The 25,927-nt window shown below is 47.8% G+C and carries 26 protein-coding genes and 1 pseudogene; 11 read left to right on the top strand and 16 right to left on the bottom strand.

Translation table 11 applies throughout. The features are described 5' to 3' along the window. Positions 1–85 precede the first annotated feature (85 nt). The 6 genes from MKY22_RS06560 to MKY22_RS06535 form a co-directional block, all read right to left on the bottom strand. Complete coding sequence (locus tag MKY22_RS06560) at positions 86–1,207, bottom strand: GTP-binding protein (RefSeq protein ID WP_214729814.1); 1,122 nt, start codon at positions 1,205–1,207, stop codon at positions 86–88. A gap of 484 nt (positions 1,208–1,691) precedes the next feature. Further along, positions 1,692–2,576, bottom strand: a complete 885-nt coding sequence (locus tag MKY22_RS06555; RefSeq protein ID WP_214729798.1) for an alpha/beta fold hydrolase — start codon at positions 2,574–2,576, stop codon at positions 1,692–1,694. 19 nt (positions 2,577–2,595) lie between these two features. Next, positions 2,596–3,042: a DinB family protein gene (locus tag MKY22_RS06550; protein ID WP_341087610.1), complete on the bottom strand. Its 447-nt coding sequence runs from the start codon at positions 3,040–3,042 to the stop codon at positions 2,596–2,598. Beyond that, positions 3,035–3,553 carry a GrpB family protein gene (locus MKY22_RS06545; protein WP_341087608.1) on the bottom strand — a complete coding sequence of 173 codons (519 nt, stop codon included), beginning with the start codon at positions 3,551–3,553 and terminating at the stop codon, positions 3,035–3,037. Before MKY22_RS06545 ends, MKY22_RS06550 begins: the two co-directional genes overlap by 8 nt. Before the next feature lie 90 nt (positions 3,554–3,643). Beyond that, complete coding sequence (locus MKY22_RS06540) at positions 3,644–4,381, bottom strand: acetoacetate decarboxylase (RefSeq protein ID WP_133208109.1); 738 nt, start codon at positions 4,379–4,381, stop codon at positions 3,644–3,646. A gap of 13 nt (positions 4,382–4,394) precedes the next feature. Continuing rightward, a complete protein-coding gene (locus tag MKY22_RS06535) occupies positions 4,395–5,414 on the bottom strand; it encodes a ketopantoate reductase family protein (RefSeq protein ID WP_341087600.1) in 1,020 nt (339 codons plus the stop codon). A 101-nt stretch (positions 5,415–5,515) separates the two neighbouring features. On the opposite strand from MKY22_RS06535, the gene MKY22_RS06530 reads away from it, so the two are divergent. Both MKY22_RS06530 and MKY22_RS06525 read left to right on the top strand, forming a co-directional pair. Continuing rightward, a complete protein-coding gene (locus MKY22_RS06530) occupies positions 5,516–5,641 on the top strand; it encodes a LysR family transcriptional regulator (protein ID WP_341087599.1) in 126 nt (41 codons plus the stop codon). Between the two features lie 13 nt (positions 5,642–5,654). Then, positions 5,655–6,398: a hypothetical protein gene (locus MKY22_RS06525; protein ID WP_341087597.1), complete on the top strand. Its 744-nt coding sequence runs from the start codon at positions 5,655–5,657 to the stop codon at positions 6,396–6,398. A 38-nt stretch (positions 6,399–6,436) separates the two neighbouring features. Here MKY22_RS06525 and MKY22_RS06520 read toward each other — a convergent pair whose 3' ends face one another. The 3 genes from MKY22_RS06520 to adhE all read right to left on the bottom strand — a co-directional run bounded on the left by MKY22_RS06520 (position 6,437) and on the right by adhE (position 13,796). Then, the gene (locus tag MKY22_RS06520; protein ID WP_341087594.1) at positions 6,437–9,151 is read right to left on the bottom strand and encodes a bifunctional 2',3'-cyclic-nucleotide 2'-phosphodiesterase/3'-nucleotidase; all 2,715 of its coding nucleotides are present in this window, start codon (positions 9,149–9,151) and stop codon (positions 6,437–6,439) included. 459 nt (positions 9,152–9,610) lie between these two features. Next, complete coding sequence (locus MKY22_RS06515; protein WP_341087592.1) at positions 9,611–11,011, bottom strand: hypothetical protein; 1,401 nt, start codon at positions 11,009–11,011, stop codon at positions 9,611–9,613. A gap of 190 nt (positions 11,012–11,201) precedes the next feature. Continuing rightward, positions 11,202–13,796, bottom strand: coding sequence for a bifunctional acetaldehyde-CoA/alcohol dehydrogenase (gene adhE / locus MKY22_RS06510; RefSeq protein WP_341087589.1), 2,595 nt, complete (start codon positions 13,794–13,796; stop codon positions 11,202–11,204). 336 nt (positions 13,797–14,132) lie between these two features. Between adhE and MKY22_RS06505 the strand changes: the two genes are divergently transcribed. The 8 genes and pseudogenes from MKY22_RS06505 to MKY22_RS06470 all read left to right on the top strand — a co-directional run bounded on the left by MKY22_RS06505 (position 14,133) and on the right by MKY22_RS06470 (position 21,104). Further along, positions 14,133–14,684 (top strand): beta-class carbonic anhydrase, encoded by a 552-nt coding sequence (locus MKY22_RS06505; RefSeq protein ID WP_035397969.1) that lies wholly within the window; start codon positions 14,133–14,135, stop codon positions 14,682–14,684. A 313-nt stretch (positions 14,685–14,997) separates the two neighbouring features. Continuing rightward, complete coding sequence (locus MKY22_RS06500) at positions 14,998–16,317, top strand: Na+/H+ antiporter family protein (protein WP_290715982.1); 1,320 nt, start codon at positions 14,998–15,000, stop codon at positions 16,315–16,317. 123 nt (positions 16,318–16,440) lie between these two features. Further along, a complete protein-coding gene (locus MKY22_RS06495) occupies positions 16,441–17,034 on the top strand; it encodes a DedA family protein (protein WP_023467894.1) in 594 nt (197 codons plus the stop codon). A gap of 58 nt (positions 17,035–17,092) precedes the next feature. Further along, positions 17,093–17,974, top strand: coding sequence for a hypothetical protein (locus tag MKY22_RS06490; RefSeq protein ID WP_341087581.1), 882 nt, complete (start codon positions 17,093–17,095; stop codon positions 17,972–17,974). 163 nt (positions 17,975–18,137) lie between these two features. After that, positions 18,138–19,508 carry an amino acid permease gene (locus MKY22_RS06485; protein ID WP_290778840.1) on the top strand — a complete coding sequence of 457 codons (1,371 nt, stop codon included), beginning with the start codon at positions 18,138–18,140 and terminating at the stop codon, positions 19,506–19,508. Positions 19,509–19,844: 336 nt separating this feature from the next. Further along, positions 19,845–20,387 carry an alkaline shock response membrane anchor protein AmaP gene (gene amaP, locus MKY22_RS06480; RefSeq protein ID WP_341087577.1) on the top strand — a complete coding sequence of 181 codons (543 nt, stop codon included), beginning with the start codon at positions 19,845–19,847 and terminating at the stop codon, positions 20,385–20,387. 20 nt (positions 20,388–20,407) lie between these two features. Further along, a complete protein-coding gene (locus tag MKY22_RS06475) occupies positions 20,408–20,614 on the top strand; it encodes a DUF2273 domain-containing protein (protein WP_029341361.1) in 207 nt (68 codons plus the stop codon). A gap of 53 nt (positions 20,615–20,667) precedes the next feature. After that, positions 20,668–21,104, top strand: a pseudogene (locus MKY22_RS06470) (Asp23/Gls24 family envelope stress response protein). 56 nt (positions 21,105–21,160) lie between these two features. On the opposite strand, the gene MKY22_RS06465 reads toward MKY22_RS06470, so the two are convergent. The 7 genes from MKY22_RS06465 to MKY22_RS06435 form a co-directional block, all read right to left on the bottom strand. Further along, the gene (locus MKY22_RS06465) at positions 21,161–21,448 is read right to left on the bottom strand and encodes an ABC transporter permease (RefSeq protein ID WP_341087574.1); all 288 of its coding nucleotides are present in this window, start codon (positions 21,446–21,448) and stop codon (positions 21,161–21,163) included. Next, the gene (locus MKY22_RS06460; RefSeq protein WP_290778853.1) at positions 21,445–21,927 is read right to left on the bottom strand and encodes an ABC transporter permease; all 483 of its coding nucleotides are present in this window, start codon (positions 21,925–21,927) and stop codon (positions 21,445–21,447) included. The genes MKY22_RS06465 and MKY22_RS06460 overlap by 4 nt, the downstream gene beginning before the upstream one ends. A 1-nt stretch (position 21,928) precedes the next feature. Then, positions 21,929–22,879 (bottom strand): ATP-binding cassette domain-containing protein, encoded by a 951-nt coding sequence (locus MKY22_RS06455; protein WP_341087572.1) that lies wholly within the window; start codon positions 22,877–22,879, stop codon positions 21,929–21,931. Between the two features lie 80 nt (positions 22,880–22,959). After that, a complete protein-coding gene (locus MKY22_RS06450) occupies positions 22,960–23,241 on the bottom strand; it encodes a hypothetical protein (protein WP_214730009.1) in 282 nt (93 codons plus the stop codon). 102 nt (positions 23,242–23,343) lie between these two features. Continuing rightward, positions 23,344–24,141, bottom strand: a complete 798-nt coding sequence (locus MKY22_RS06445) for a transporter substrate-binding domain-containing protein (protein WP_214730008.1) — start codon at positions 24,139–24,141, stop codon at positions 23,344–23,346. Further along, the gene (locus MKY22_RS06440) at positions 24,134–24,388 is read right to left on the bottom strand and encodes a hypothetical protein (protein WP_341087566.1); all 255 of its coding nucleotides are present in this window, start codon (positions 24,386–24,388) and stop codon (positions 24,134–24,136) included. Before MKY22_RS06440 ends, MKY22_RS06445 begins: the two co-directional genes overlap by 8 nt. 9 nt (positions 24,389–24,397) lie before the next feature. Further along, positions 24,398–24,964, bottom strand: a complete 567-nt coding sequence (locus MKY22_RS06435; RefSeq protein WP_341087564.1) for a transporter substrate-binding domain-containing protein — start codon at positions 24,962–24,964, stop codon at positions 24,398–24,400. Between the two features lie 264 nt (positions 24,965–25,228). Between MKY22_RS06435 and MKY22_RS06430 the strand changes: the two genes are divergently transcribed. Continuing rightward, complete coding sequence (locus tag MKY22_RS06430) at positions 25,229–25,867, top strand: SDR family oxidoreductase (RefSeq protein ID WP_214730006.1); 639 nt, start codon at positions 25,229–25,231, stop codon at positions 25,865–25,867. Positions 25,868–25,927: the final 60 nt, after the last annotated feature.

Below are 25,927 nucleotides of genomic sequence, written 5' to 3'. Positions count from 1 at the left end.
CTTCACTAGTATTCTTTCCCCATTCACTATGAAAATATAACAAAAAAGAGAAACCGCAGATACGGTTTCTCGAAAGATTGACCTCTTATAGAAAGTTTTCTTCGTACATCTCGCGACCAGGGATTGGATCATTCAGTGACGCCCAATCCGTTTCGTGTTCCTGGACGAGACACGCATCGAATAGCGCTTCGAGCTTCTCTTTCTCCAGTCCGATGCCGATCAAGACGAGTTCGGTCCGTCGATCCTCATCTGATGCAAAACGACCAGCGTATTCCATGTTCGACGCATATCCTGCCTGATGGAACAACAATGCCATCTCAGGACGTGTCGCAAGGAACAAAAAGCCTTTTGCCCGGACGACTTCTTGCGGCCAGTCTTCAATCAAGGCTAGCAAGCGCTCCGGGTGGAACGGCACGTCGCGCTTGTAGACGAACGAACTGATTCCGTACTCTTCCGTTTCCGGAATATGTTCTTCCGCATTCAACTCGCGAATCCAACCGGCACTCGCTGCCGCTTGTTCAAAATCAAATAGATCAACGTCTAAGATGTCTGCCGGATCGACTTGACCATATGTCGTCTCAATCAAGCGGGCAACTGGATTTAATGCCTTTAGATAGCCGATGACGGTATGGCGTTCTTCTGGAGTCAGACGATCTACTTTATTCAAGACGATGATATCCGCGAACTCGACTTGATCGACGAGTAGATCGACGACTTCACGCACGTCTGTCTCATCGACGGCCTGTTTCCGCTCAATCAACGATTCACCGGATTCGAAGTCCTTCAGGAAACGGTACCCATCGATGACCGTGACCATCGCATTGATTTTCGTGACTTGTGATAAGTCGATGGCACTGTCCGGATCTTCGTACGTAAAAGTCTGTGCAACTGGAATCGGTTCCGAGATACCACTCGATTCGATGACGATACCGTCAATATCGCCTTGGTCGACGAGGCGTTTGACTTCAAGTAATAAATCGTCACGTAACGTGCAGCAAATGCACCCGTTCGAAAGTGTGACGAACGACTCTTCCGTTCGCGAGAATCCGCCTTGCTCAATCAATGCCGCGTCAATGTTGACCTCACTCATATCGTTGACGATGATCGCGAGGCGGCGCCCTTCGCGATTATGTAGTAAATGGTTCAATAGTGTCGTTTTACCGGATCCAAGATATCCAGATAAAACGGTGATCGATATCGGTTGCATCATCATTCATCTCCTAAAACGTAATCGTTACGTTTTATAGAGTAACCGACTTTTCACCTGACGTCAATCGTAATGATTTCGATTTATTTTGTTCCCTAAAAAAAGCCGATAAGCATCGACTCAAGGAGTAGACCGGGCTGACTCCAAAAAAATGACGCATCTTCTCACGCCCTTTCCTCAGGCGAGACACAAGCCAGTTATCCTGCTTCCTTCAAGCAGGAAAGCGGGTCTTGTTCGTCTCTGACAGCGCATAATGCGCTTTTTCCTGTAGGAGTGGCGTGTGACGCGTCATTCGTCATTCTTTGTAGATACTGGCTTTAGAGTCAGCTCCGTCAGATATTCCGAAGCACAAGAAAAGAAACTTTTTTCCGCTCGGAATTTCTTTTTAGGGAAATACAAGCAGGAGCGACCTTGCAACGAAATGTACCGGCGCGATGCTTGTCCCAGGAAAACGATTCGAGCGAAACGAAAAAGCGTAACCTTACTACTGACTTTGAATCGGTAAATCCCATGTCGAGCCAATCAAATCCGTGATCCGCTCCGCTGCCTCGTGTGAAAATCCGGCGATCGTGTAATGATTCGTATCTGCAATCACATGATACATTCCGTTCGGTAAACTGTCAGCGAACGCAGCGTGAGCCGCATTGATTTGTTCGGTCAATGCCGGGTTCAACCAACTTTCTGGCATACCACCCGCCCAGTTCGAAGCGGACAGGACGAGGACCGGCTGCGTCACGTCTTCGATCAACGAAAGAATCATCTGATTGTTCTCCTCGACCGTTCGCCATTCATCGAGCGTTCCCTGCCAATGCCCAGGTGCCGCAAAATGCTGCCACATCGGTAATTGATCGGCTTCCGGTAAGACACTGAACATCTTTTTGCCGAGACGATCAGGAATCATCCAGGCGATCGGTCGGACGTGACTAAGGAAATAGAGGAATCGATTCCACTCCTCTTGTGTTCGTTCGTACCAGTTCGGCAATGCCGCATCGACATCCGGGTGCGACGGATCGAGCAAGACGATGCCGCGTGTCTCGTCTGCAAACAGGCGTCCACTTGCAAGGGAGATATAAGCTCCGAGCGAGTGACCGATGAAGACATAGGGTCCTTCGACTTGAAGTATCCGTAAAACATCTGCCAACTCATCCGCTTGATGTGTAAAGAGTCGTTTGTTTTTGCCACGACTCGACCGCCCATAACCGAGACGCGAATATTCAAAGACCCGCCCCCGTTTCAATAATTCAGTTCGGAGCCAGCCCCACTGATGCCGATTCGACATCATCCCGTGATCGAGGACGAATGTGACGTCCCCACTTCCCGTCAACCGGGTATCAAATCGACCGGCTGATGTTTCGACGATATATTCCATACACTATCCCTACTTCCATTCATTCAAATAACGAGATCTCTAGTTCGTACCCAAGGATGTTCAAGTAATCAAATAACTGGGATCGATGATGATAGAGATGCACGGCTGCTTCGATCGCCCAGCCGTTCATCGAGTCGGTAACCTCCCAGTACGTCGGACGCGTCAAAAATCCGATTGTGACTTTTTCTTGATAGACCCGAAAGGCTTGATTGATTCGCTCTGATAACTGATTGCACATGACCGGTTCCGCATAAAATGCCTGCATCGCTTCTGCCGTTGCTCCTTCTGCGATCATCAAATCGGCTTCAAGCAATACAGCAAGATGGACGGCGACTTCACCGACGGTCCGCTTCCCGGGGATCGGTTGCGCGTCCCAGTCCTGCGCCTCGATCTTCTCAAACAAGACTTTCGACGTCTTTACACCAACACTGACATGGCGAATGAGAGCACGTTCCCAGTCAGTCATGCGCGTTCCCCCAAGCAATTGCGCGGAGTTCGAGTTCCTTGACGAACGCATCCTTGCCGGCGATATAGGCTTCGATATCGAACGGATATGTTGTCGCTAATTGTTCCTTTAATGCTCCGTAAGCAGCGGCTTCTTCTGGATGGGTACGTAAGTAATCCCGGAAGACGAGATGACGCATGATTTCTGGATTTCCCGCCGCATAGAGATGGATGTGATGCGTCCGTTCGTCGCCGCCTTTTCGGTAATAGCGGCGTCCCGGCATGCCGAATTCACCCTTCGCTTCGTAACCGAGTGCTTTCATCGGTTCATCAAACTGCTCGATTCCCTCGAGCGCATCGACGACAGGCAGGATATCGATGATCGGCTTTGCTGCGAGTCCCGGAACTGATGTACTCCCCATATGATGAATCTGCTTAAGGCGTGCTCCGAACACCTCCCGTAAGTGGTCCGCTTCTCGTGAGTATTCACTCGCCCATTCTGATTGATACGGTAACACAATGACTTGTCGCATGGTCGTTTCCCCCTCTCAATTCAGTATGCCAGTTTTTGGGGTAAAACAAAACGACCATCCATTTTGGAGGTCGTTAATGTTAGAGAGTCGTTAATCCGTTAAATAATCATACAGTTTCGCAGGTCCACCAAGTCGAAGATCAGCGATGATATGCTGGGCATCGACGATCTTCCGAACAGGGAAGTCAGCGAGTGGTGCCATGACATGTTCGAATAACTGAAGTCGCGCTGGTCCACGGTATGCTTCTTTAATCTCAAGATCCGTGATTTGACTCCGCGTCAGCTCGGAGATGATCAACTCGCCTTGATAACCGCGATGCTGTTTGAGCATGAACTGCGGCGCACCGATGATCGATTGTGCTTCTTCGACTGCCATCGGAACATACTTGTATCCCATCGTCGCTTGGGCGACACGGAGTGAATGGTAGTCAAGCGTTCCAACGAGTACATCATTGTCGAGATAAAGCCGGGGTGAACCATACTTCTTCGGAAACGCAGCCACTTCACGACCAGAGGCGATCGCCGGCTGATTGTTGACATACATCGAGAGGTAAAACTCACCGACCTCTCCTTGATACCGAACCGGAATGACTTGCCCGCACTCGAGATAACTCCCAAGACCTGTGCTATCCGGCATGTTGATGATCTCAAACTTGATCTGATTACTCAGCACCTCGAGCGGTTCCGGAACGACTGCTTGTAACGCTTCGATGTCCGTCTCATAGATGATGTTCAAGTATTCCCGATTCCGAAAGAAGATATCGACCGCCGGAAAGACCGGTGCATTGATCGGTGTCGCGACGATATTTTTTACATCTTCCTGTCTCATCTGAATCCCTCCTTTATGCGTTTAACAATGCGGCAAAGCGTGCGACACTTGTTTCAAAATTAGGAACTGTCTTCGCTGCTTGCGCTTCTTCGACGATTTCTTGAATGAGTGAGTTGAACGGCGTTTTGATATCGTACATGTTGCCATACATCGTGACGATCCCATTAATGAAACGAATTTCGGTCGGTTGCCCTTTTTGTAAGTCCTGCAACATGCTCGCTTCTAAGTCACGCGACCCGTGCATCAATTGTGGCACGGTGATCAGTTTTTCATCGATATCGTCTAGTGTTGCGTAGGCTGCCGGCTCAAACGTACTCATCGGCGCGAATGTGATGCCGTGGGCGTGACCGACTTCAACGACTTCCTGCATCGTATGGATCGCTGCCCGTAGCAAGACCGGATGATCGAGAACGTCGCCATACGTACCGTTACACGCAGCGGATAACCCACTGAACGTACTATTGATGACGAGTTTTGACCATTTCGTTCCCGGTAGATTATCAGAGATCTCCGTCCCACCGATGTGATCAAGGATGCCCTTCAGTTGGACGATCCGGTCCGTCTTCTTGCCGTTCAGTTCACCGATTTGCATCGCATACGTCTTGAAATGCTCGTAATCCGATGTCAGACGTGACTCACCTGGTCCGACGTACGTCGCTCCGAACTCGACGGATCCCGCGATGATGCGTTCGCGTGGAATCTGTTGTTGAATGAATTCTTCCGGTACACCGTTTTGCAAGGAGACGAGAATACCGTCTTCCTTCAAAATCGTCCGGACTTTCGCCAGGACCGGTTCATTGTAGACCTGCTTCGTTAGCAACAATACGATATCGTACATCTCCGTGACGTCATCCGGATGCATCGCATGGACGGCTTGCGTCAAATCTGGTCCAATGACATGCGCGCCTGTTGTATTCAGCGCTTCGATATGTGCGCGATTCGTATCAATCAAATCGACATCCTCATACTGTTGACTTAAATAAGCTCCCATGATGGTTCCTAGTGATCCTGCTCCGTAAATTCCGATTTTCATTTCTATCACCTCTGGTATTTACGATATACTGGTTTCATCATAAACAAAAATATATATATTTATATATTTTAATAACCTATAGGTTATGTCAGGAGGATATCATGGAACTCTTACATTTGAATTATTTTCGTCACGTCGCGGAGGAATTGAACGTGACGCGTGCTGCCGAACGATTATTCATCAGTCAGCCTGCCCTTAGTACGACGATCAAAAAAACTGGAGCGTGAATTAAACACGACGTTGTTTCATCGAAAAGGCAGAACGATCAGCTTGACCGACAATGGACGACTTCTACTGCAGTCGGTCGAAAAAATCGAACACGAGCTAACACGGGTCCAGGAACGCATGGCGCGAAATGATGCCTCTACCGAAACGCCACTCAGTCTTGCCAGTTCGCATGGTCGCTTCATCCAATTGATTCTACGAGAATTTCTCTTGCCTCAGACGGCGCCCTTGTTCAATTCGGACATCCTCTCGAACCGCGACATTTTAAGCGGTCTGCTTCATCAAGAATTCCATTTCTCGATTAGCTTTATGGAACTCAAGCATCCGCTCATTACGAGCGAACCGATCGTGGAAGAGGATATCGTCATCACCTATCCTGCTTCTTATTCAGAGAAAGAAGCGATTACGACGCTCTATACGGATGCAACGGAGACTGCCTTTTTGTTTCCCTCCCACAATAAGGACTACAACCGCTTCATCCAATTGAAGATGGCGGAACTAAACATCTATGCCGATACCTCGCACTATATTGATGACGTCTCACTGCAACTCGCCTTACGCCAGCAACGGTATTTCAGCTTCGTTCCCGTCTCCGTCTGTCGCGAGATGGGACTTCCTTTCATCACAGACGATGTGTTTACCATTACATCACGACTTTACATGTCGCACGCGACGAATCAATTAACAGTCGAGCAAGCAACCATCTACGAACGCATTAAACGATTTCTGCTCTCACAACGCACATATCTAACCACATGAAAACGGATGCCTGCATATGCAGACATCCGTGTGACATATTACTTCGTGATGAAGTAGCGTGACTGATCGAGATGATCTTTCGCTGTATAGATGTTGAGTTTGTACGAGCCGTTCTTCAATGCCTTACGCATCTTCAAGACATAGTTCCCGTGCTGATCCGCCACGTCTTGAGCGATCAATTGATAACCAGATTCTGTTTTTTGGTAGAGGCGGACGATTTGTCGTTTTTCGACTTTACCTGTCAACGTCTTTTTGCCTGACCATTTTTTGACCGGATACGTGTTCTTGATCGTGAACGACGCTTTTTTCGTGATCTTGTTCGAGATGTCTGTCGACTTGACCGTGTACGTACCTGTCGTTAGACCGTTCTTGACCGCAATCTTGAAGCCGCTTGCCGTCGTTTTCGCTTTCGCGATCTTCGTTGATCCTTTATAGAGCGTCACGTCAAGGCCTTCCGTTGCTTTACCGCGGAGGACCGTTGAACCGTAGACTGCTGACTTTTTATCGATCGCTGGTGTCGAAACGACACCTGTTCCGACTTTGACGTTCGTTTCTGTCTTCATAAAGCTGAGTTCCGAGACGATCGTCAACTTGTCACGCAATTTGAGCGGACGTGTCACGACTTCGTATTGACCCGCTTCGTTTGCTGTTGCTGTTCCAAGGACTTTTTCGCCAAGTTTGACTGTGACTTTCGCACCTGGAACGGCTTGACCAGTAACGACTTTTGCACCCGGTTTAACTGCTTTTGCCGAGACCGTGAAGTCTTTCATCGGAACGTTCATATTGAATTTAAGGAACGTACCTGTCTCACCTGGACGTGTTTCACCTGTGTTCGTGATGCCTTCATACCGCTTGACGTACGGTGCAGCTGCAGCCGCTGAATCAAAGCTGACCGTCGTCGGTTTGCTTGCGACGAGTGACCAGTTGTCATCAGCTTTATAATCAACCGGTTGTTTCGCTTTGATGAAGTCCGAGATGACATTACGTGTTTCGTAGGCTGATTTGTAGACGATATTCTTTCCGCCACCAAGACCTGGGAACGTCGCACTGCCTGCGCGGTAGTTGTTCGTCGCGACAAGGAATTCTTGATCGTCTGCGATCGCTTTACCTTGATACTTGATATTTTGGACGCGATTTGCGTCTTTATTGACAACGACACCGTTAAAGTCGAACTTCGCTGGTTTCGTGATGTCGATTTCATACGTCAATCCATCGAGGATATCAAAGTTATAACTACGGAATTCTTTGTTCAACAAGTTCGTTTGCTCACCGCCGACTTGGTTGAACTGACCAGCTGACATTTCGAGCCAGTCTTTGACGTCAGCCCCTGTTACTTTGACGACTTCGAGTGTATTCGGATAAACATAGAGATCGGCGACGTTCTTGAGTGCGATTGGTCCTTTTTTGATCAAGGTGTAATCAGATGCGTTGACCTGGTTACGACCACCTGTCTTGAATGGTGCACCAGCAGACAACAACGGGAGATCTTTATATTTCGCAAGATCGGCATTTTCTTTGAGTTGTTTCTCGACATACCATTTCTGAGCGTTCGTTACGAACTGAACTGAATCATCGTCTTGCGCGAGAGCGAAGAAGCTCTGGATATCATCATTGATCGTCCCGACTTCTTGACGAATGTAAGCGAGCGTTCCTTCATGTGCTTTTTCGATCAACTTGACAGCACCGGCATCTGCTGTCGTGTCTTTCGTCACGTCCGCTAGTTTCGCACCAGACGTATCAACGACCCATTTCCCGTCGACTTGCTTCAACTGAAGATCGATGACTCCGACGTTTTTCCCTTGTGTGTTTGCCATGACGACCGGTTTGCCATTGATTAGACCGTTCGTCGCGTCAACGTTCGGCAGCTTGTTGAACGCTGAATCGGCTGCTGGGAACTTCCCGTGCTGATGACCTGTCATCAAGACATCGATGTCTGCGACTTTCGTCAACGCGTAGCCAACGTTCTCATCGCCATCTTTTTGATCCGTCGTATCTCCGATCCCTGTGTGTGCGAGTGCTACGACGACGTCTGCGCCAGCATCTTTTAATTTTTTCGCTGTTGCTTTAGCAGTCGGGATGATATCTTCAGCCGTGACTTTCCCCGTCAGGTTCCCCGCATCCCATGCCATGATTTGTGGCGTGACGACTCCGAACACACCCACCTTGACTGTTTTCATGTCACCGTTCTGGTCCTTGACTTGACGTTCGATGATTTGATAGTCTTTTCCATCTTTGTTGTAGTCCGCGACGATCGGCTTTTTCGTGACTGCATCCAATACGTTCGAGTTGACGAACTTGATTGAACCGCTCGAAGCACTCATCGCTGACTTGAGGAAATCAAGACCGAAGTTGAATTCATGGTTTCCGAGCGTGACCGCATCATAACCGAGGTATTCCATCAATTCATACATCGGATGTTTGCCTTTGTTTCCTTTGTCATACTGATTCTTGACGTAATCACCGAATGGCGTTCCTTGAAGTGTATCTCCGTTATCGAACAAGAAGCTATTCGTAACGCCCACTTCAGCTTGTTGCTTTTTGATGACTGTAGCCGCTTTGACGAGACCAATCGTTTCGTCCTGCGCATCCTTGAAGTAATCGTAGTTCATTGAGTTCGTATGTAAATCCGTTGTTTCTAAGAAGCGTAACTTGACGACACTGTTGTCGGCAGCAAGTGTCTTGACTTGAACGACTGGTACGAGCATCGGTGCGATCAATGTCGACGCGATGACGAGTTTCGTTGCTTTTTTCATATGGATTTCCCCCCAGGATGTTTTGACTGCTTCATTAATTTAGCATGATTCGATTATAGCTAATAGTCCTTTCAAATAGGTCGGACATCCGTCTTATTTAACCTACTTAACCAATTCCAAATACTGGCTTAACATTGTTGTTTTTCCCTTTACAAATCAAGTTTAAATGGTAAAAAAAGGTGTTTTACATCGTTGTATGATTCATACAAAAAAAACGATACTTTATCAAGATTTAGTCCTGAAAAAGTATCGTTTCAATTAATGTAAAACGTATCTGTTCATTCTCGACTCCTATAGGAAAAGAAAGCACGCGCTTCGCTTTCGTCAGGGTCAGGTTCGGCCCGTGAAATGAAGCTTAAGATTCCATGGCTTATCTCTCGACTGTAGAAAGCAAGAATGAGTTACAGCAACGTTCGTCGTCTGGATTCATGGTGCATGAGCTTCATCACTCCACGTCCCTTAAACCGTTTTCTCTGGTTTCCGTCGGACGACATAACCAAGAATTCCGGCAAGTAACGCAAGACCTGCAGCGTAGAGTACCGTCCAGCCTGCCGTCTGTTGAGCGAACTCGAATAAGACGTCACTGCGCCATTTCATCGCGAACTGAACGTATGAAGCTTGACTGACGATGAAGCTGATGACACCGATCGCGATCGCAAAGACGAACGGATCGATGATCGACTTGAAGCTTCGGATACTACAGACAAAGTAGATCGCGAACGTTACGAGCAACAGCACCCAGTACGCACTCTCACTCGAGACATTTGGTGGCGTCGCTCCTGCCGATTCCGCATCAATTACTTGGATCGTCTGCCGTGCGACACCGTAATCAACCGGATCGAGCTTCAATTGTGTTGCTGACAAATCCGGACGTTCTCCACCGAGTAACGTCAACAATTGTTCTGTCACCCGGTCCGTGTCGATTCCATCGACGACTTTTTGGATCGAGTCATTGAGCTGATCCGTTGAGGTCTCCCCGTTCAACATCGAGACCGGGATTTCCGCATTCGCTCCAAGGACGTCTGCTTGATACACGACCTGACCGCCGTGGATCCAGTCGTACATCCCGCCACTTCCGGCGTTCAGACTCGCGACGGTGAGTGCCGTCCGTAGTGAGGAATCGCCGTCATATTCCGCTTCGTCCTGTACCGTAAAGACGAGTTGAAGTGTACTTGCGAGCATCAAAATCAGCAAGCTGGCACGACCGGCAGCTGTCAGACCAGATAACTTTTGCGGGAAGAACGCCATCCAACCAAGCAAACTGACGACGAGAAGCGGTAGGATCCCACTCATCGCATAGCCGTCTTGTAACGAGAGGAACGGCACGTCGTTTCCGCGTCCGGCAAGGACGAACCAGATGATTCCGACCGTTAAGAAGAAACTGATCGATCGAATCGTCCACCCGAGACGACTTGCCTTAATCCGTAACACCAAAAATAACAGGACGATCAAACCGATGCCAAAAACGGAATAGAGTAACGTGCCGTAAGAGACATCAAACGTAAGTGGTGCAAGGACTTGCTTTAAGTCAATCCCAAACAACGATAAGACATCGCCGGCAGAACTCGCATCGAGCACCTGATTGATGATTCCTTCCCGGACCGCGCTCGGCATCGTGATCGATAGCCCACCGACGAACAGTAGCATCAATGACACCGTGATGTCTGCATCTTTCCAGGAGACGTCCGCCTGTTGCATCTGCGTCACGAGATCCTGATAGTCTGAGGATGAGGTGATTTGTGAAGTCAAAAATGCCATCACACCATAGATGACACCGAAAAAGATGAGACCGATGAGGACGCCAAACAGGACATCCCAGACGGAAAACCGTCGTTGTTTCCTTTCTTGCCTTGACTCCATCCCATTTCCTCCTTTTTATGTCTGATGTTTGAATATTCCTGCTACAGCGAAACCAAAAACATCAAATTCATTCAACAGCCATTATATCCCACTTTTTCTCTGACTGTCTCCACTGATTCCCAAAACAAAAACCGGCTTCTCACAGTGAGAAGCCGGTTGAACGATCAGGTGCCATGGTATTTTTCTCTATTTAGATGCCTTCGTATGCTTGTTCCATGATCGTCCGTAACTCAGCGACAAGCGGCATCTTCGGATTCGCTGTCGTACATTGATCCTCGAAAGCATCGACTGCCATCTTGTCGAGTTTTGCCTCGAAGTCTGCTTTTTGAATGCCTTGCGCCTTGAATGACATCTTGATGTTGAGACGTTGTCCAAGATCAGCAACGGCTTGGATGAGGGATTCGACCCCTTGCTCCGTCGTTGCTGCCGGAAGACCGAGGTAGCGTGCGATGTCGGCATACCGCTCATCCGCAACGAATGATTCATATTTCGGGAATGCTGCTAGTTTTGTTGGACGTGACGCGTTATAGCGAATGACGTGTGGCATCAGGATCGCATTCGTCCGTCCGTGTGGCGTGTGGAACTCGCCACCGATTTTGTGTGCGATCGAGTGGTTGATGCCGAGGAAGGCGTTCGCGAATGCCATCCCTGCCATCGTTGACGCATTGTGCACTTTTTCGCGTGCTTCGGCGTCTGATCCGTTAGCATATGCTCGTGGCAAGTAGTCGAAGATCATCTTGATTGCTTTGAGTGCCAGTCCATCCGTGTAGTCGTTCGCAAGCACCGAGACGTATGCTTCTGTCGCATGCGTCAAGACATCCATTCCGGTATCAGCAGTGATTGAAGCTGGGACGGTCATGACGAATTCTGGATCAACGATTGCGACGTCTGGTGTCAACGCATAGTCAGCAATCGGGTATTTGACGTTTTTCTCTTTATCCGTGATGACGGTGAACGGTGTTACTTCTGAACCCGTACCAGAAGTCGTTGGAATCGCGACGAACTTCGCTTGACGACCGAGTGTCGGGAATTGATACGCCCGTTTGCGGATATCGAGGAATTTTTGACGTAAGTTTGAGAACGTTTCGTTCGGTTGTTCATAGAAGAGCCACATTCCTTTTGCAGCATCCATCGCTGAACCACCACCGAGAGCGATGATCAAGTCAGGTTTGAAGTCACGCATCGCTTGAGCACCCGTCTGAACAGTCGTCACCGATGGATCTGGTTCGACTTGGTCAAAGATCCGGTAACTGACGGACTGTGGCAAGTTTTGAATCACTTTATCGGCATACCCGAACTGTACCATCGTTGGATCCGTGACTATCATGACGCGTGAGACGTCAGTCATCGACCGCAAGTACTGAACAGAGTTCTTTTCGAAGTAGATTTTTTCAGGAACCTTGAACCATTGCATGTTCACGCGTCGTCTCGCCACCTTTTTGACGTTGAGTAAGTGTTTCGCTGTCACGTTTTCAGAAACAGAGTTTTTCCCGTATGATCCGCAACCGAGTGTCAGTGATGGTGTCAACTCGTTGTACAGATCACCGATTCCGCCGTGAGCAGATGGGCTGTTAACGAGGATCCGGCAGGCTTTCATGCGGAGTCCGAAAGCTGTCATCAAATCATCGTTCGTCGTATGAATGACAGCTGTATGACCGAGACCACCGATTTCAAGCATCTGTTCGGCAATCGTGAACGCTTCTTCGGTTGATGCGACGCGGTACGCACCGAGGACCGGACTGAGTTTTTCATGAGACAGTGGTTCTGCTGCCCCGACGTGCTCGAGTTCCGCGACGAGCATGACCGTTGTTTCCGGAACGTCGATGCCGGCTCTTTCTGCGATCCATGTCGCAGGTTTCCCGACGATGTCCGCGTTGACGGCACATGTATCGGTTTTGATGACGAGTGATTCGAGGCGTTGTTTTTCTTCCGGTGTACAGAAGTAACAACCGAGTGCTTCCATTTCCGCACGAACAGTCGCATAAATCTCTTGGTCGACGATGACGGCTTGCTCAGACGCACAAATCATCCCGTTATCAAACGTTTTTGAGAGAACAAGATCGCTGACTGCCCGTTTGACTTTCGCAGACTGTTCGATGTAACACGGAACGTTCCCTGGTCCAACACCGAGTGCCGGTTTACCAGTTGAATACGCTGATTTGACCATTCCTGCTCCACCTGTCGCAAGGACCATGGCGATTTTTTCATGGTTCATCAAGACTTTCGTTGCTTCAAGTGATGGTTCTTCCACCCATTGAATACAGTCTTTTGGTGCCCCGGCTTTGATGGCTGCGTCACGGAGTGTTTTCGCTGCTTCAACGGAACAACGTTGTGCCGATGGATGGAACGCGAAGACGATCGGGTTGCGTGTCTTGATCGCAATCAATGCTTTGAACATCGTCGTTGATGTCGGGTTCGTGACCGGTGTGACACCACAGACGACACCAACCGGTTCAGCGATATAGGTGATGCCGTTTTGGACATCTTCTTCGAGAATCCCGACCGTTTTTTCATGACGTAGACTATTGTAGATGTATTCTGTCGCAAAAATGTTTTTAATCATCTTATCTTCAAAGACACCGCGTCCCGTCTCTTCTGCTGCGAGACGAGCGAGTTCGACGTGCCGTTCAAGTCCGGCAAGTGCCATATCCCGGACGATCGTGTCGATTTTTTCTTGATCGAATGTCAGTAATTCTTGTAATGCACGTTGCCCTTTTTCAACGATTTGCCCAACTGCTTGTTCGACCGGCGTTGCCGTCGATTTTGTTTTTTCTTTCACAGCCATGAGTGGTTTCCTCCCTGTCGTGGAACGAATCTGAGTTTGATTTGCCAACCATTATGTCAGGAATGCCAAGCTGTTTTTCAATAGTTTGTGCTTTCCTTCACAAATCAATCATAACCCCTTTTTCTTGTTTTGTGCATGACCATCCTGTGAATTCCCTCACACCTTTGATAGCGTTTACAACTGTTTTAAATTCTTCTTTTTTATCGTTTTGCTTCATGTACATGGATGTGTGCGATTTGTCACACCTTGCATTTTCGTGACTTGATAGCCGTTTCATCATCTTGTATTCTGATATGGGGTACATATTAAGAGCTACCACTAAAGGAGGACACTTGAATGTCAGTTGTACAGGAAATGCTAGCCTTCAACGAGCGATTCGTCGCCGAAAAACAGTATGAACAGTTCGTCTCGGATAAGTTCCCAGACAAAAAGGTCGTCATCCTGACGTGTATGGATGCCCGCTTGACGGAGCTCCTCCCACACGCACTTGGTCTTAAGAACGGGGATGCGAAGATCATCAAAAATGCCGGTGCTATCCTATCGCACCCATTCGGCTCCGTTATGCGCTCGATTCTCGTTGCGTTGTATGCTCTTGGCGCTGAAGAAGTCGTCGTCATCGGTCACCACGACTGTGGAATGAGCACGATTGATCCTAACCACATGATCAACGAGATGAAGGATCGGGGAATCGACCAACAGATTCTTCATACACTCGAAGTATCCGGGGTTGATTTGAATCAATGGTTGCGTGGCTTCACGTCAGTTCAAGAAAGCGTCGCTCACTCAGTCAGCCTCGTGAAGAACCACCCATTACTGCCACCTGGGACGAACGTCCACGGACTCGTCATCGATCCAGGTACTGGTAAGCTTGACGTCGTCGATTGCTGATCACTCTCTATAGAAGAAACGCAAATAGAATTGGATGATTTACTCCGCTTTAAACTAAAGATAACGTGCCATTCTCTCTTACCGGAGAAGGATGGCACGTTTTTTCGTATGAGTCATTTTCAGTGATCAAAACGCTTCTCACTTCATGCTTCGGGGTATAACAGAATGTATCATCTTGTGGAGAGCTAATAAGCGTATCATTCATCTTTTGATTACGAGGTCAGACTTTTACTCTTGACAGCATTCCAACATGGCTGTAATATACTTTAGTATAGTACAGTGATAACAAAAGAAAGTGTGGTTTTACTGAATGATAAACGCCGTATTGTTTGCCGTCTTTTTACTGTTTATTTTAGCGATCTTCCGCGTCCACATCGTGCTCGCGATGGTCATCAGTGCGTTTGCCGGTGGTCTCGTCGGTGGTCTTGATTTAACGAAAACAACCGAAGCGTTTGCCGGTGGTCTTGGTGACGGGGCAGAAATCGCCCTGAGCTACGCGTTGCTCGGTGCATTTGCCGTTGCCCTCTCGAAAACGGGCTTACCGGATGCACTCGCTCACTCTTTGATTGCACGCTCGCGTGGTAACGCAAGTGCCGCTTCCGTCAAAAAATTAAAAGGATTCATCTTGTTTGCGATTCTTTTGCTTGCGATCAGTTCACAAAACGTGTTGCCGATCCACATCGCTTTCATTCCAATCATCATTCCGCCGCTTCTTGGTCTCTTCAATCAATTGAAGATGGATCGACGCCGGATTGCGATCATCATGACGTTTGGTCTTGTGACACCATACATGTTCCTACCAGTTGGTTTCGGAGACATTTACCTCAACCAGATTCTATTAAAGAACTTGAAGGCAAATGGTCTCGATACAGCAGGAGCATCCGTCATCGAAGCGATGGCGATTCCAGCACTCGGGATGGTCGTCGGTCTCTTGATAGGTCTATACTCATATCGTAAAGAACGGACATATGAGATGCGTGACATCGCACCGGACGATTATGAAATCCCAGTCATCACGAAAACGAAGCTTGTCTTAAGTGGTATCGTCGTCATCGCGACATTGATCGTCCAACTGCAAACGGAGTCGATGATTCTCGCTGCGACGACGGGGTTGATTCTCTTCTTGCTTCTTCGTCTTGTTCGTTTCAGTGAAGCAGATGACGTCATTACACGCGGTATGCGCATGATGTCATTCATCGGTTTCGTCATGATTTCAGCGAACGGCTTCTCGAACGTCTTGCGTAAGACGGGCGATATCGAGCCACTCGTCGAGAATTCGAAAGCGTTGATGGGCGATTCACAACTCGTTGCCGCCTTTGTCATGCTCTTGATTGGTCTTCTCGTCACGATGGGGATCGGCTCGAGTTTCTCGACCGTTCCGATCATCGCTGCCATCTTCGTTCCACTTTGTATCCAGTACGGATTCAGCTTAGAAGCGACGATTGCCATCATCGGTACAGCCGGTGCGCTCGGTGACGCGGGTAGCCCGGCGTCTGACTCGACACTCGGACCAACGAGTGGTTTGAATGCTGATGGTCAGCACGATCACATGCGAGAAACGGTCATTCCGACGTTCCTGCATTACAACATTCCATTACTCATCTTCGGTACGATCGCTGCGGTCGTATTATAAAAACAAGACGGATTCGCTGTCATCGCGAATCCGTCTTTTGAATTGTCTCCGTTTTTTTCCTTTTCATTTCGTCGCCGGTTCTCTAAAATAAAGGAATGAACTGATACAAAGGAGTTGTCTAACGTGTTATCTCAAGTCGTCAACCAGATTTTACTTTCGCTTGCCGATCTCGGATATTTCGGCATCGCCCTCGGGTTGATGATTGAAATCATACCGAGTGAAATCGTCCTCTCTTACGGTGGATTCATGATTTCCCAAGGAACGATCGGCTGGCCGCTCGCCATCGTCGCTGCCGTCATCGGTGGATTATTCTCGCAATTATTCTTATATTGGTTCGCTCGCTACGGCGGTCGTCCCCTTATCCTAAAATATGGGAAGTATGTTTTGATTTCAGAGCATCACTTGGACTTAGCCGAGCGTTGGTTCTTGAAATATGGTCAAGGCGTCATCTTCGGAGCCCGTTTCATCCCCGTCGTTCGTCATGCCATCTCGATTCCGGCAGGTCTTGCTAAGATGGATCAAACGAAGTTTTCTCTCTATACGGTGCTTGCGATCATTCCGTGGTCAATTTTGTTCCTGTATCTTGGTGAAACGCTCGGAACGAACTGGCGCTCGATCAAAGAAGTAGCAGCACCTTATACGAACGGTGTCCTAATCGCTGCCGTTGTCTTGATCATCTTCTACGTTATCTACAAACGCCGTCAACGAACGGTTTGAACAACTAGCAGTCTGTCTGACGACGGACTGCTTTTTTAAACAAACAGGAGGTCCTGCCATGCTCACATCCCCACTTGCTCATTTTCCACTCCGTCGTTTGACTGCATCCTATCGGAACGGTAAGCCGGTCGCGACCGGTATCAGTGTCGACGGACACATCCTACTCGTTGAAGAGACATTGGATGAAGCGCGCGGTCGTACGGTTTTGTCGATCCATCAATTAAAGAACGAGTGGCGTAAGACGACGATCGTCGCTCAGTCAGAAACTGATTTCTCGTTCGTTGATCGTTTCCCGGACGGTCGGCTCCTGCTCGTCGCCTCACGCTGCGATGACGACATCGACGGCTCCTGGATGCCGAATGCATTCATTTATGATGTTCAAGGGCACTTACTCGATAGCTATTGTCTCGACGATGGGATTCAGAACGTTCAAATCGATGAACAAGGTCAGATCTGGGTCAGTTATTTCGATGAAGGCATTTACGCGGACGCAATGACGAGTTCAAACGGAGCGTTTGGTCTCGTTGCCTTCAACGACCGCGGTGAGGTCCAGTATAAAAATCGTCAATATCCAATCGATGACTGCTACGCTTTAAACGTTTGTTCGTCAAAGGAAGTCTGGTTTTTCTATTATTCCGATTTTCGCTTCGTCCGTATCAGTCAAGAGGATTTAGTCTGTGAAGCACCAACGATTGCTTTTTCCCAGTTTGCTCGTCATGGTGAATACCTTCTCGCTGCCGATCACGAGGATGTCCAATTATTAAAGCGGGATGAGACTATCTTTCAGCCGATTCGCTCGATTCGATTCATGACTGAACAGGGTGAAATCCTGTCAGGTGACCTTACAATGCGTCAAGATTTGATTGTTTTATCTACCTCGAATCAGTTATTTTTCGGTAAGTTGGAACGACACCTTCCGGCTTTGATTGCCAACGAATGAAAGCTGTTACACAATAGTTTCATGAATTTCTGATTTTTGAAAACCTCATTTCAAATTTTCAAAAAGACTAGCCGAGTTCTATCTGAGGATAGTATACTCAGCGTTATAGTTATTTGGACAAGTTGTCTGAACATTATGACGTCACAGAATTTTTTTGGGGGAAATGATGAGTTCGAATTTGAAACGAGATTTAACAGCACGACAGGTACAAATGATTGCACTCGGAGGAACGATCGGGGTCGGTCTTTTCCTTGGAGCATCGAGTACGATTGCTTGGACGGGACCATCTGTCTTACTCGCGTACATGCTAGCAGGAGTCTTTATCTTTTTTATCATGCGGGCACTTGGTGAGATGGTCTACACCCATCCTCACAGTGGTTCGTACGCAAAGTTCGCAAACGACTATATCCATCCAGCAGCTGGCTTCTTGACAGCAAGCAGTAATATCTTCAACTGGGTCGTCGTCGGGATGAGTGAAGTCATCGCTGTCGGAACATATTTACGCTTCTGGTGGCCGGAACTACCGACTTGGATTCCAGGCGTCGTCGTCATCATTCTCTTGACGCTTGCGAACCTTGCTTCCGTCAAGATGTTCGGCGAACTCGAGTTTTGGTTCGCCTCAATCAAGGTAATAACGATTCTTCTCATGATCGTCGCTGGACTTGGAATCATCTTCTTTGGTCTAGGAAATGACGGAAATCCGGTCGGCTTCTCGAATCTTTGGGCGAATGGTGGATTCTTCACGAATGGTTTCACCGGCTTCTTCTTTGCGCTCTCGATCGTCTTCGCCTCTTATATCGGTGTTGAGTTGATCGGCGTGACAGCTGGAGAAACGAAAGATCCAGAGAAGAACATTACGAAGGCGATCAATGGTGTCGTCTGGCGAATCTTGATTTTCTACGTCGGCTCTATCTTCATCATCGTCACGGTGTATCCGTGGAATGAGTTGTCGGATCTCGGCAGTCCGTTCGTTGCGACATTCGCTAAGGTCGGTGTCACGATTGCTGCCGGTATCATCAACTTCGTCGTCATCACGGCCGCTTTATCCGGTTGTAACTCCGGGATCTTCAGTGCAAGCCGGATGATCTATGCATTGGCTGAAAAAGGACAAGTACCGTCCTTCTTCTTGAAAGTCAATAAACGTGGCATTCCATTCTACACGGTCTTCGCGATTTCAATCGGGATTTTCTTCGGAGTCATTCTCGATATCACCTTGCCACTCGTTCTCGGGAAGGATACGAATATCTTCGTGTATGTCTACAGTGCTTCGGTACTGCCAGGGATGGTGCCATGGTTCGCGATTTTAATCAGTCATATTCGGTATCGTAAACTTGAAAGCGAACGGACAGCCTCACATCCGTTCAAGATGCCAGGTGCGCCGTTGACGAACTATCTGTCGATCGTCGCGCTGGTGACAGTGCTCGTCGGGATGTTGTTCAACGATGAGACACGCGTCTCGATCTTAATCGGAGTCGCTTTCTTGATTTTAAGTACGGTCTATTACATCGTAAAAGTACCGAAAGTCGAAAAATAAACGTTTATCTCTCCTCTCATGACCGCATGAGAGGAGTTTTTTGTTGGAGATGATTTTCTATATTGACATTGAATACTATTCATGATAGATATTTTTTCGCAAACGCTTAAACCTTTAGGACATTGTAACATTCTTGATTTCAGTACATAAAGCCGTATTTTATCTACTATTTTTCTAATAAATAGATAAATTTTCAGAATAAATAGTCTTTTTATTTGAAATGTATTTCCATTTTTCGAGTTCGTTTGAGCGGGAATATCCTCACCATACACATAATATTTCATGTGTAGAACAATCACGTTAAAACATTTTAACGACAGAAAGGAGAGATGTAACATGAACGGATTCAATCGTTTCCTACTCGTCCTGATTGGCATTCTCGGTTTAGTCAGCGTCGGTCTTCTTGTACTCGGCGTCTATGATGTTCCACGACTCAGTCCTTTGATTGAACAGTGGCAAGATCAACAATGGTATAGCTACACGATTTTATCACTTGGTGGCTTCCTAGCATTCGTATTTGTCATTCTATTATTCACTGGACTATTCAGTCGTTCAAAAGGACAACGTCTCCTGATTCAAACCGGTGACGGGAATATCACGATCTCTAAGCAAACGATTGAACGAACGGCACTCGAGTCAATTCGCGGTATCAACGGCGTACGTTCGCCACGCGTCAACGCGGATATTCACTCGAAAAAAGAAACCGTAGCGTTAGAAGTCGACTGTTTCGTCTTCGGTCAAGAAGGCTTGCCGACAATCGGCAAAGACATTCAAGAACGTGCCAAGAACGCGGTCGAATCGTTGCTCGAACTACCTGTCACAAAAACACGCGTCCGAATCAGTGACACGAAGACAAAAACGTCTGAACGTGTCGTCTAAGATACGAGAGGAGGAAGATCATGAAAACGAGCGAAGCACTTCGTCCGTATCGCTACCGTCTACTCGGCGGGCTAGTCGGACTGATCCTCGCCATCTTGTTCTTAACGATCGGTTTTGGACCGACGTTGTTGATCATCGTATTCGCAACAATCGGTTACTTGATTGGTCAGTGGCGGGATAATGCGCTTGATGTTGAAGGATGGATTCAGTTCTTTCAGCGGGATTGAGCATATAGAAAATAAAAAAATCATTCAACTCACACTAAAAGGAGAAATTTCTCATGGCTAACGAAATCAACACTAAACAAAACGAAAACGAATTAGTACGCGAAAACAAACTCACATTCGAAGATCAAGTCATTAAAAAAATCGCTGGTATCGCATCAAATGATGTCAAAGGCATCCTCTCAATGAGCGGTGGCTTCATGAGTGGATTGACAAATCGTTTCCGGAGCACGGAAGACATCACAAAAGGCATTGACGCAGAAGTCGGCGAACGACAAGTCGCACTCGACTTAAAAGTCATCGTCGAGTACGGTAAAAACATTCCGTCCATCTTCCAAGACGCTGTAACGAAAATCAAAAATTAGTCCATGATATGACAGGACTCGATGTCATCGAAATCAATATGCATGTTGAAGATGTCATGACACGTTCTGAGTTCGACGCAAAAAGCAAATCGTCGAAAGAAGAGGAAGAAAAACGCGATTTGAAATAAGACAATCAACTAGATAACCGCATGAAATGGATCCACTTAAAAACGGGTCCATTTTTTTACTTTTTCAACGCTCCGCGTGCGTTCAACGCAGCAAAGATCACCATCGCAATGCTAAGAACAGCAGCGACGATCAAACCTTGCCAATAAACCGACCAATCAATCTCCGAACGGGTTAACACACTGCGCATCCCTTCCATGATATAGGTCGTCGGATTGATCGTCGCAGCAATCTTGAGCCATTCGGCTTCAATCAAGTCTTTCGGCACAAACGTCGTCGACAGGAAAATCAGCGGAAAGAATAAGAGCGTTCCGGCTTGAGCGGCTTGCGCATTCCGTGTCTTCAAAGCGACACCGACCGAGTAACCGGCAAAGGCGAGTCCAATCCGAGCGCGAGTAAAATCGTCAAGAAAAAGCCGCTGACACCGACTGGAATCGATAGACCAAGCAAAAAGGCCATCCCGAAAATCAGTAACGTTTGAACGAATAATTGCAACATCCCGGCAAGCATCGGTCCGAGGACGATCGCGGTTCGCGAGACCGGTGTCAATAATAGTCGTGCGAAGTAACCACTCTCGATATCCTTGACGAGTGCTTGACCGGCTCCCCCGGCTCCACCAACAGCACCCGAGACGATTGAAACTGGCAGAATGAAGTTCAAATAATCGACGCCGTCGAACTGCGGTAAATTCGAGATTCCAGACAAACCACTCGTGTAGACGAGCAAGAAGAAGACACTGATGATCAAATTCGGAATGAAGGAAAACGGATTACGTAACGTGACGAGTAGACTCCGACGCATCAAAAACCACGTTTCCCGTATCATGTCACGATTCCTTCTTATAAGCTTGTCCGGTTAAACGAATGAAGACATCATCAAGCGACGGTTGTTTGACGACGAGTGACGTCGCAACCATCTTCCGTTCGTCGAGAAAACGGACGACCGCGCGCAGTGTCTCCGTTCCCCGCGAAGGAATGACGAGGCGATCCTTTTCCTGACGACCGGCAAACGTCTCTAAGACGATTCGTTCGTTCTCTTTTTCCGCAAGTGTCAATTCAATCCGTTCTTCTCCGTTTGCTGCTTTCAGCTCAGCTGCCGTTCCTTCGGCAATCAGTTGCCCTTCATTGATGATCGCGATCCGGTCTGCTAGCTGATCGGCTTCTTCCAAGTACTGAGTCGTCAAAAAGATCGTCGTTCCGAAATCTTCATTTAGTCGCCGGACCTCGTTCCAGATTTGCAGACGACTCGCCGGGTCAAGTCCGGTCGTCGGTTCGTCGAGAAACAAGACGGTCGGTTGATGCACGAGCGTCAAAGCGAGATCAAGTCGTCGTTTCATCCCGCCGGAGTAAGTGCCTGACCGACGCTTGCCGACTTGATCGAGTCCGACGAGTCGTAGTAATTCCTCTGCCCGTATTTTTGCTTCCGTCTGACTTAATCCGAATAATTTTCCTTGTAGGACGAGTAATTCAAGCCCGGTCAAATCCTCATCGATGCCGGTATCTTGTAAGGCGACCCCAATTTGTAACCGGACCTGTTTTTCCTGTTTGACGACATCAAATTCCTGAATCGTCGCCCGACCACCGGAAATCGGAATCAACGTCGTCAGCATCTGGACGGTCGTCGACTTTCCAGCCCCGTTCGCTCCTAGAAAAGCAAAGATTTCTCCTGCCTCGACATCGAACGAGATGCCTTTGACGACATCCTTCCCATCGTACGTCTTCGTCAGGTTCTCGACATGAATCATCTTCATTCCTTCTTTCTCTGAATTCAAAGTCATGTCCAAGATTTTCCCGTTTTTTCTGTTCTCGAATCAAAAAAAAGACACCTGATTCGGTGCCTTGATGTAAGATTTAAAGATTACGCTACAATCTGATACACGCCGTACAAGACGCTAGCAGATACTACGAGCGTTGTGACGATCGGCACCAGCATCATCGTTAATCCGATTCCTGTTAATTGAACAGTTCGGGCTAACGCGAGACTAAACGAGAGCACTGCACCACTTGTAAATATAAGCGCCCCTCTAAATAACAACTTAGAATTAATCCATGACTCTCCGATGACGATCCATGCGTAAGTGACACATCCTAGAAGAACGATCATGATGAGCCATTGCCTCGCTGACACGTTTTTCAACATATTAATTCCTCCTAATTTGCTTCTACATACTTGTTCGCCCTTTCCGATTAGATTCCTGTTACTAAAAAATCGTGCCTCCTGTTATACGGAGACACGATCCACTTACGACGCTACTTGCCATTTTTCTTTTAATTGCTCCATCTCTTCTTGACCTTCGTGCGATTGCATCCAGAGATTGAAGACATCAACAACATCTCCTTCCGACTCTCGAACGAGGTAACTCTTCTCCGCCGGAATCCATTTTTCTTGAATTCTTGGTGCCGCGAGTCGTTTGTCGAGTGCTTCATAATGAATCGCCTCGACCGTATCAGTGATCATGACATCGACTTCACCTGACGCAACCGCGTGCGGGATATCGAGGTTTTGTTCATACATGACGATATTCGCCTTCGTGAATGTCTTACGGACGAACTGTTCATTCGTTCCCCCTGGATTTAGTCCAATCGTCACGTCTGGACGATTGATTTGTTCGATTGAAGCAAGGCGTTTAGCATCTTCTTTACGGACGAGCGGTGTCTTTTGGAACGATAGATAACTCGATGTGAAGTCGCCGATGATCTCGCGCTCGATGTTCTTCGTCACGCCCCCGACGACCATATCAAATTTCCCGCTAGCAAGATCAGCAGATAGCGTTGGCCATGTCGTCGGAACGAACTCGACATCGATGCCGGTCGTCTTCGCAAATGAACGGATCACTTCGATATCGAACCCTTCGTACTCGTTCGTCTTCCGGTTCAAGTAGGTGAATGGTTTGTAGTCCCCGGTCGTTCCGACGATGATTTTTTTCGTCGCAAAGACGTTCTTCGCTTGTACACGTCGTGGTTGCTCCGCTTGCCATAGCGTCAATAAGCTCGCAAACAGGACGCCACCTCCGACGACGATCCATCCCCATTTACTCATGTGCTCTCGCTCCTTTCGCTCCGACCGTCTCACGCGTCGAGACGATGTTCCATTTTTTCTTTAGTTGTTCAACCTGTTCTTGCCCTTCTGCACTTTCAATCCAGACTCGGAAAACGTCTCTAAGCTGTTTTTGATCCGGTTTCATCAAATACGCCATCTCAGCTGGTTCCCACGCCTCTGCCAGTTTCGGCACCGCAAGATCGAGTTCTGTCGCGTAATGCAACGCCTCGATGTCGTCCGTCACCATGACATCGACTTATCCGCTTTTTACGGCTTTTGGAATGTACAAGTTGTTCTCAAAGACGGTCACATCTGCTTTCGGAAAATGCTTCTTCACGAACGCTTCGTTCGTGCCACCCGGATTGACGCCGATTTTGACTGCTGGATCATTGATTGCAGCGAGCGAATTCAAGCGTTCGACATCTTTCTTCTTTACGAGCGGTGCTTTTTGAAAGGAGAAATACGACGATGTAAAGTCTCCGACGACCTCGCGCTCGACTTTCTTCGTGATGCCACCGACAGCGATATCAAACTTGCCTGATTTCGTATCCTCCGATAATGTCGGCCATGTCGTTTTGACGAACGTCACGTCAAGATTTGCTGCTTTTGCGAACGCTTGGATGACATCGATATCAAAGCCTTGATAACGATTCCGTTCCTCGTTCCAATATGTAAAGGGCTTATAATCCCCCGTCGTCCCGACGACCAGCTTGTGGTCTTCGAAGATGTCATGTGCTTTGGCATCCGTCTGTTGATTCCAGATCATCCAAGCGGCAACGCCTGTCAAAACAAGTCCTGCCAGTAGCCATGGTTTCTTTCTCATCGTATCTCTCCTTTCTGTTTCGTCGTTGCCCATTCACCGAATATTGCTACAATTTAACCCAAATGATTTTCGGTGTGGGTAATAGTCATTATCCTACCACACTTACACGTGATTTCAAGATAATTTGATGATTTTATGCATAAAAGCGTTAAAAAGATGTTTTGATGACGGTTATAGTTCTACAAGTCGTCTCTCTTTACAGAATCCCCCCGTCTTTTCCATACTGAAACAGAATCATCAAATCGTGAAATGGAGGAATGGAACATGAGTCAGATTTTCATCATTGGTGCAAATGGTAAAGTAGGTCGTCACGCTGCTCGCTTACTGCAGGATTCGAAGCACGATGTCAAAGTAGGATTACGTTCCAAGGACCAGTTCAGTGATTTTGAGAAATTAGGTCATACCCCGGCCCATCTCGATCTTGAAGCGGACGTCGCGACGATCACTGATGCATTACAAGGATCAGATGTCGTCATCTTTACGGCAGGGTCCGGAGGTCACACGGGAGCCGACAAGACGATGCTGATCGATTTCGACGGTGCTGTCAAAGCGATTGAAGCAGCAGAAGCAATCAATGCAAAACAGTTCATCATGGTCAGTGCTTTGAATGCCGATTCGCCGGAAACATGGTCCAACAGCATGAAGCCGTATTACATTGCAAAACGCTACGCGGATCGTGTCCTGAAGGAATCGTCACTCAACTACACGATTCTTCGCCCAGGCGGACTATCGGATGAAGCCGGCACAGGAAACGTCACGACGGATCCGTCCGAACAAGCAACTAAAAAAATTCCCCGCGAGGATGTCGCACGCGTCATTTTGGCAGCAATCGGTCATGACAAGGCGTCGAAGCAAGTCGTCACACTACTCGAAGGTGACACACCGATCAACGAGTTATTCTAATACAAAAGCTCACGTCTCGATTTCCGAGACGTGAGCTTTTTATAAACAAAATCTAGTCTA

It is taken from the genome of Exiguobacterium sp. FSL W8-0210, assembly GCF_038006045.1.
Classification (GTDB): domain Bacteria; phylum Bacillota; class Bacilli; order Exiguobacteriales; family Exiguobacteriaceae; genus Exiguobacterium_A.
The sequence above is the reverse complement of the archived record's forward strand: the minus strand, read 5'-3'. Positions and strand labels throughout refer to the sequence as shown.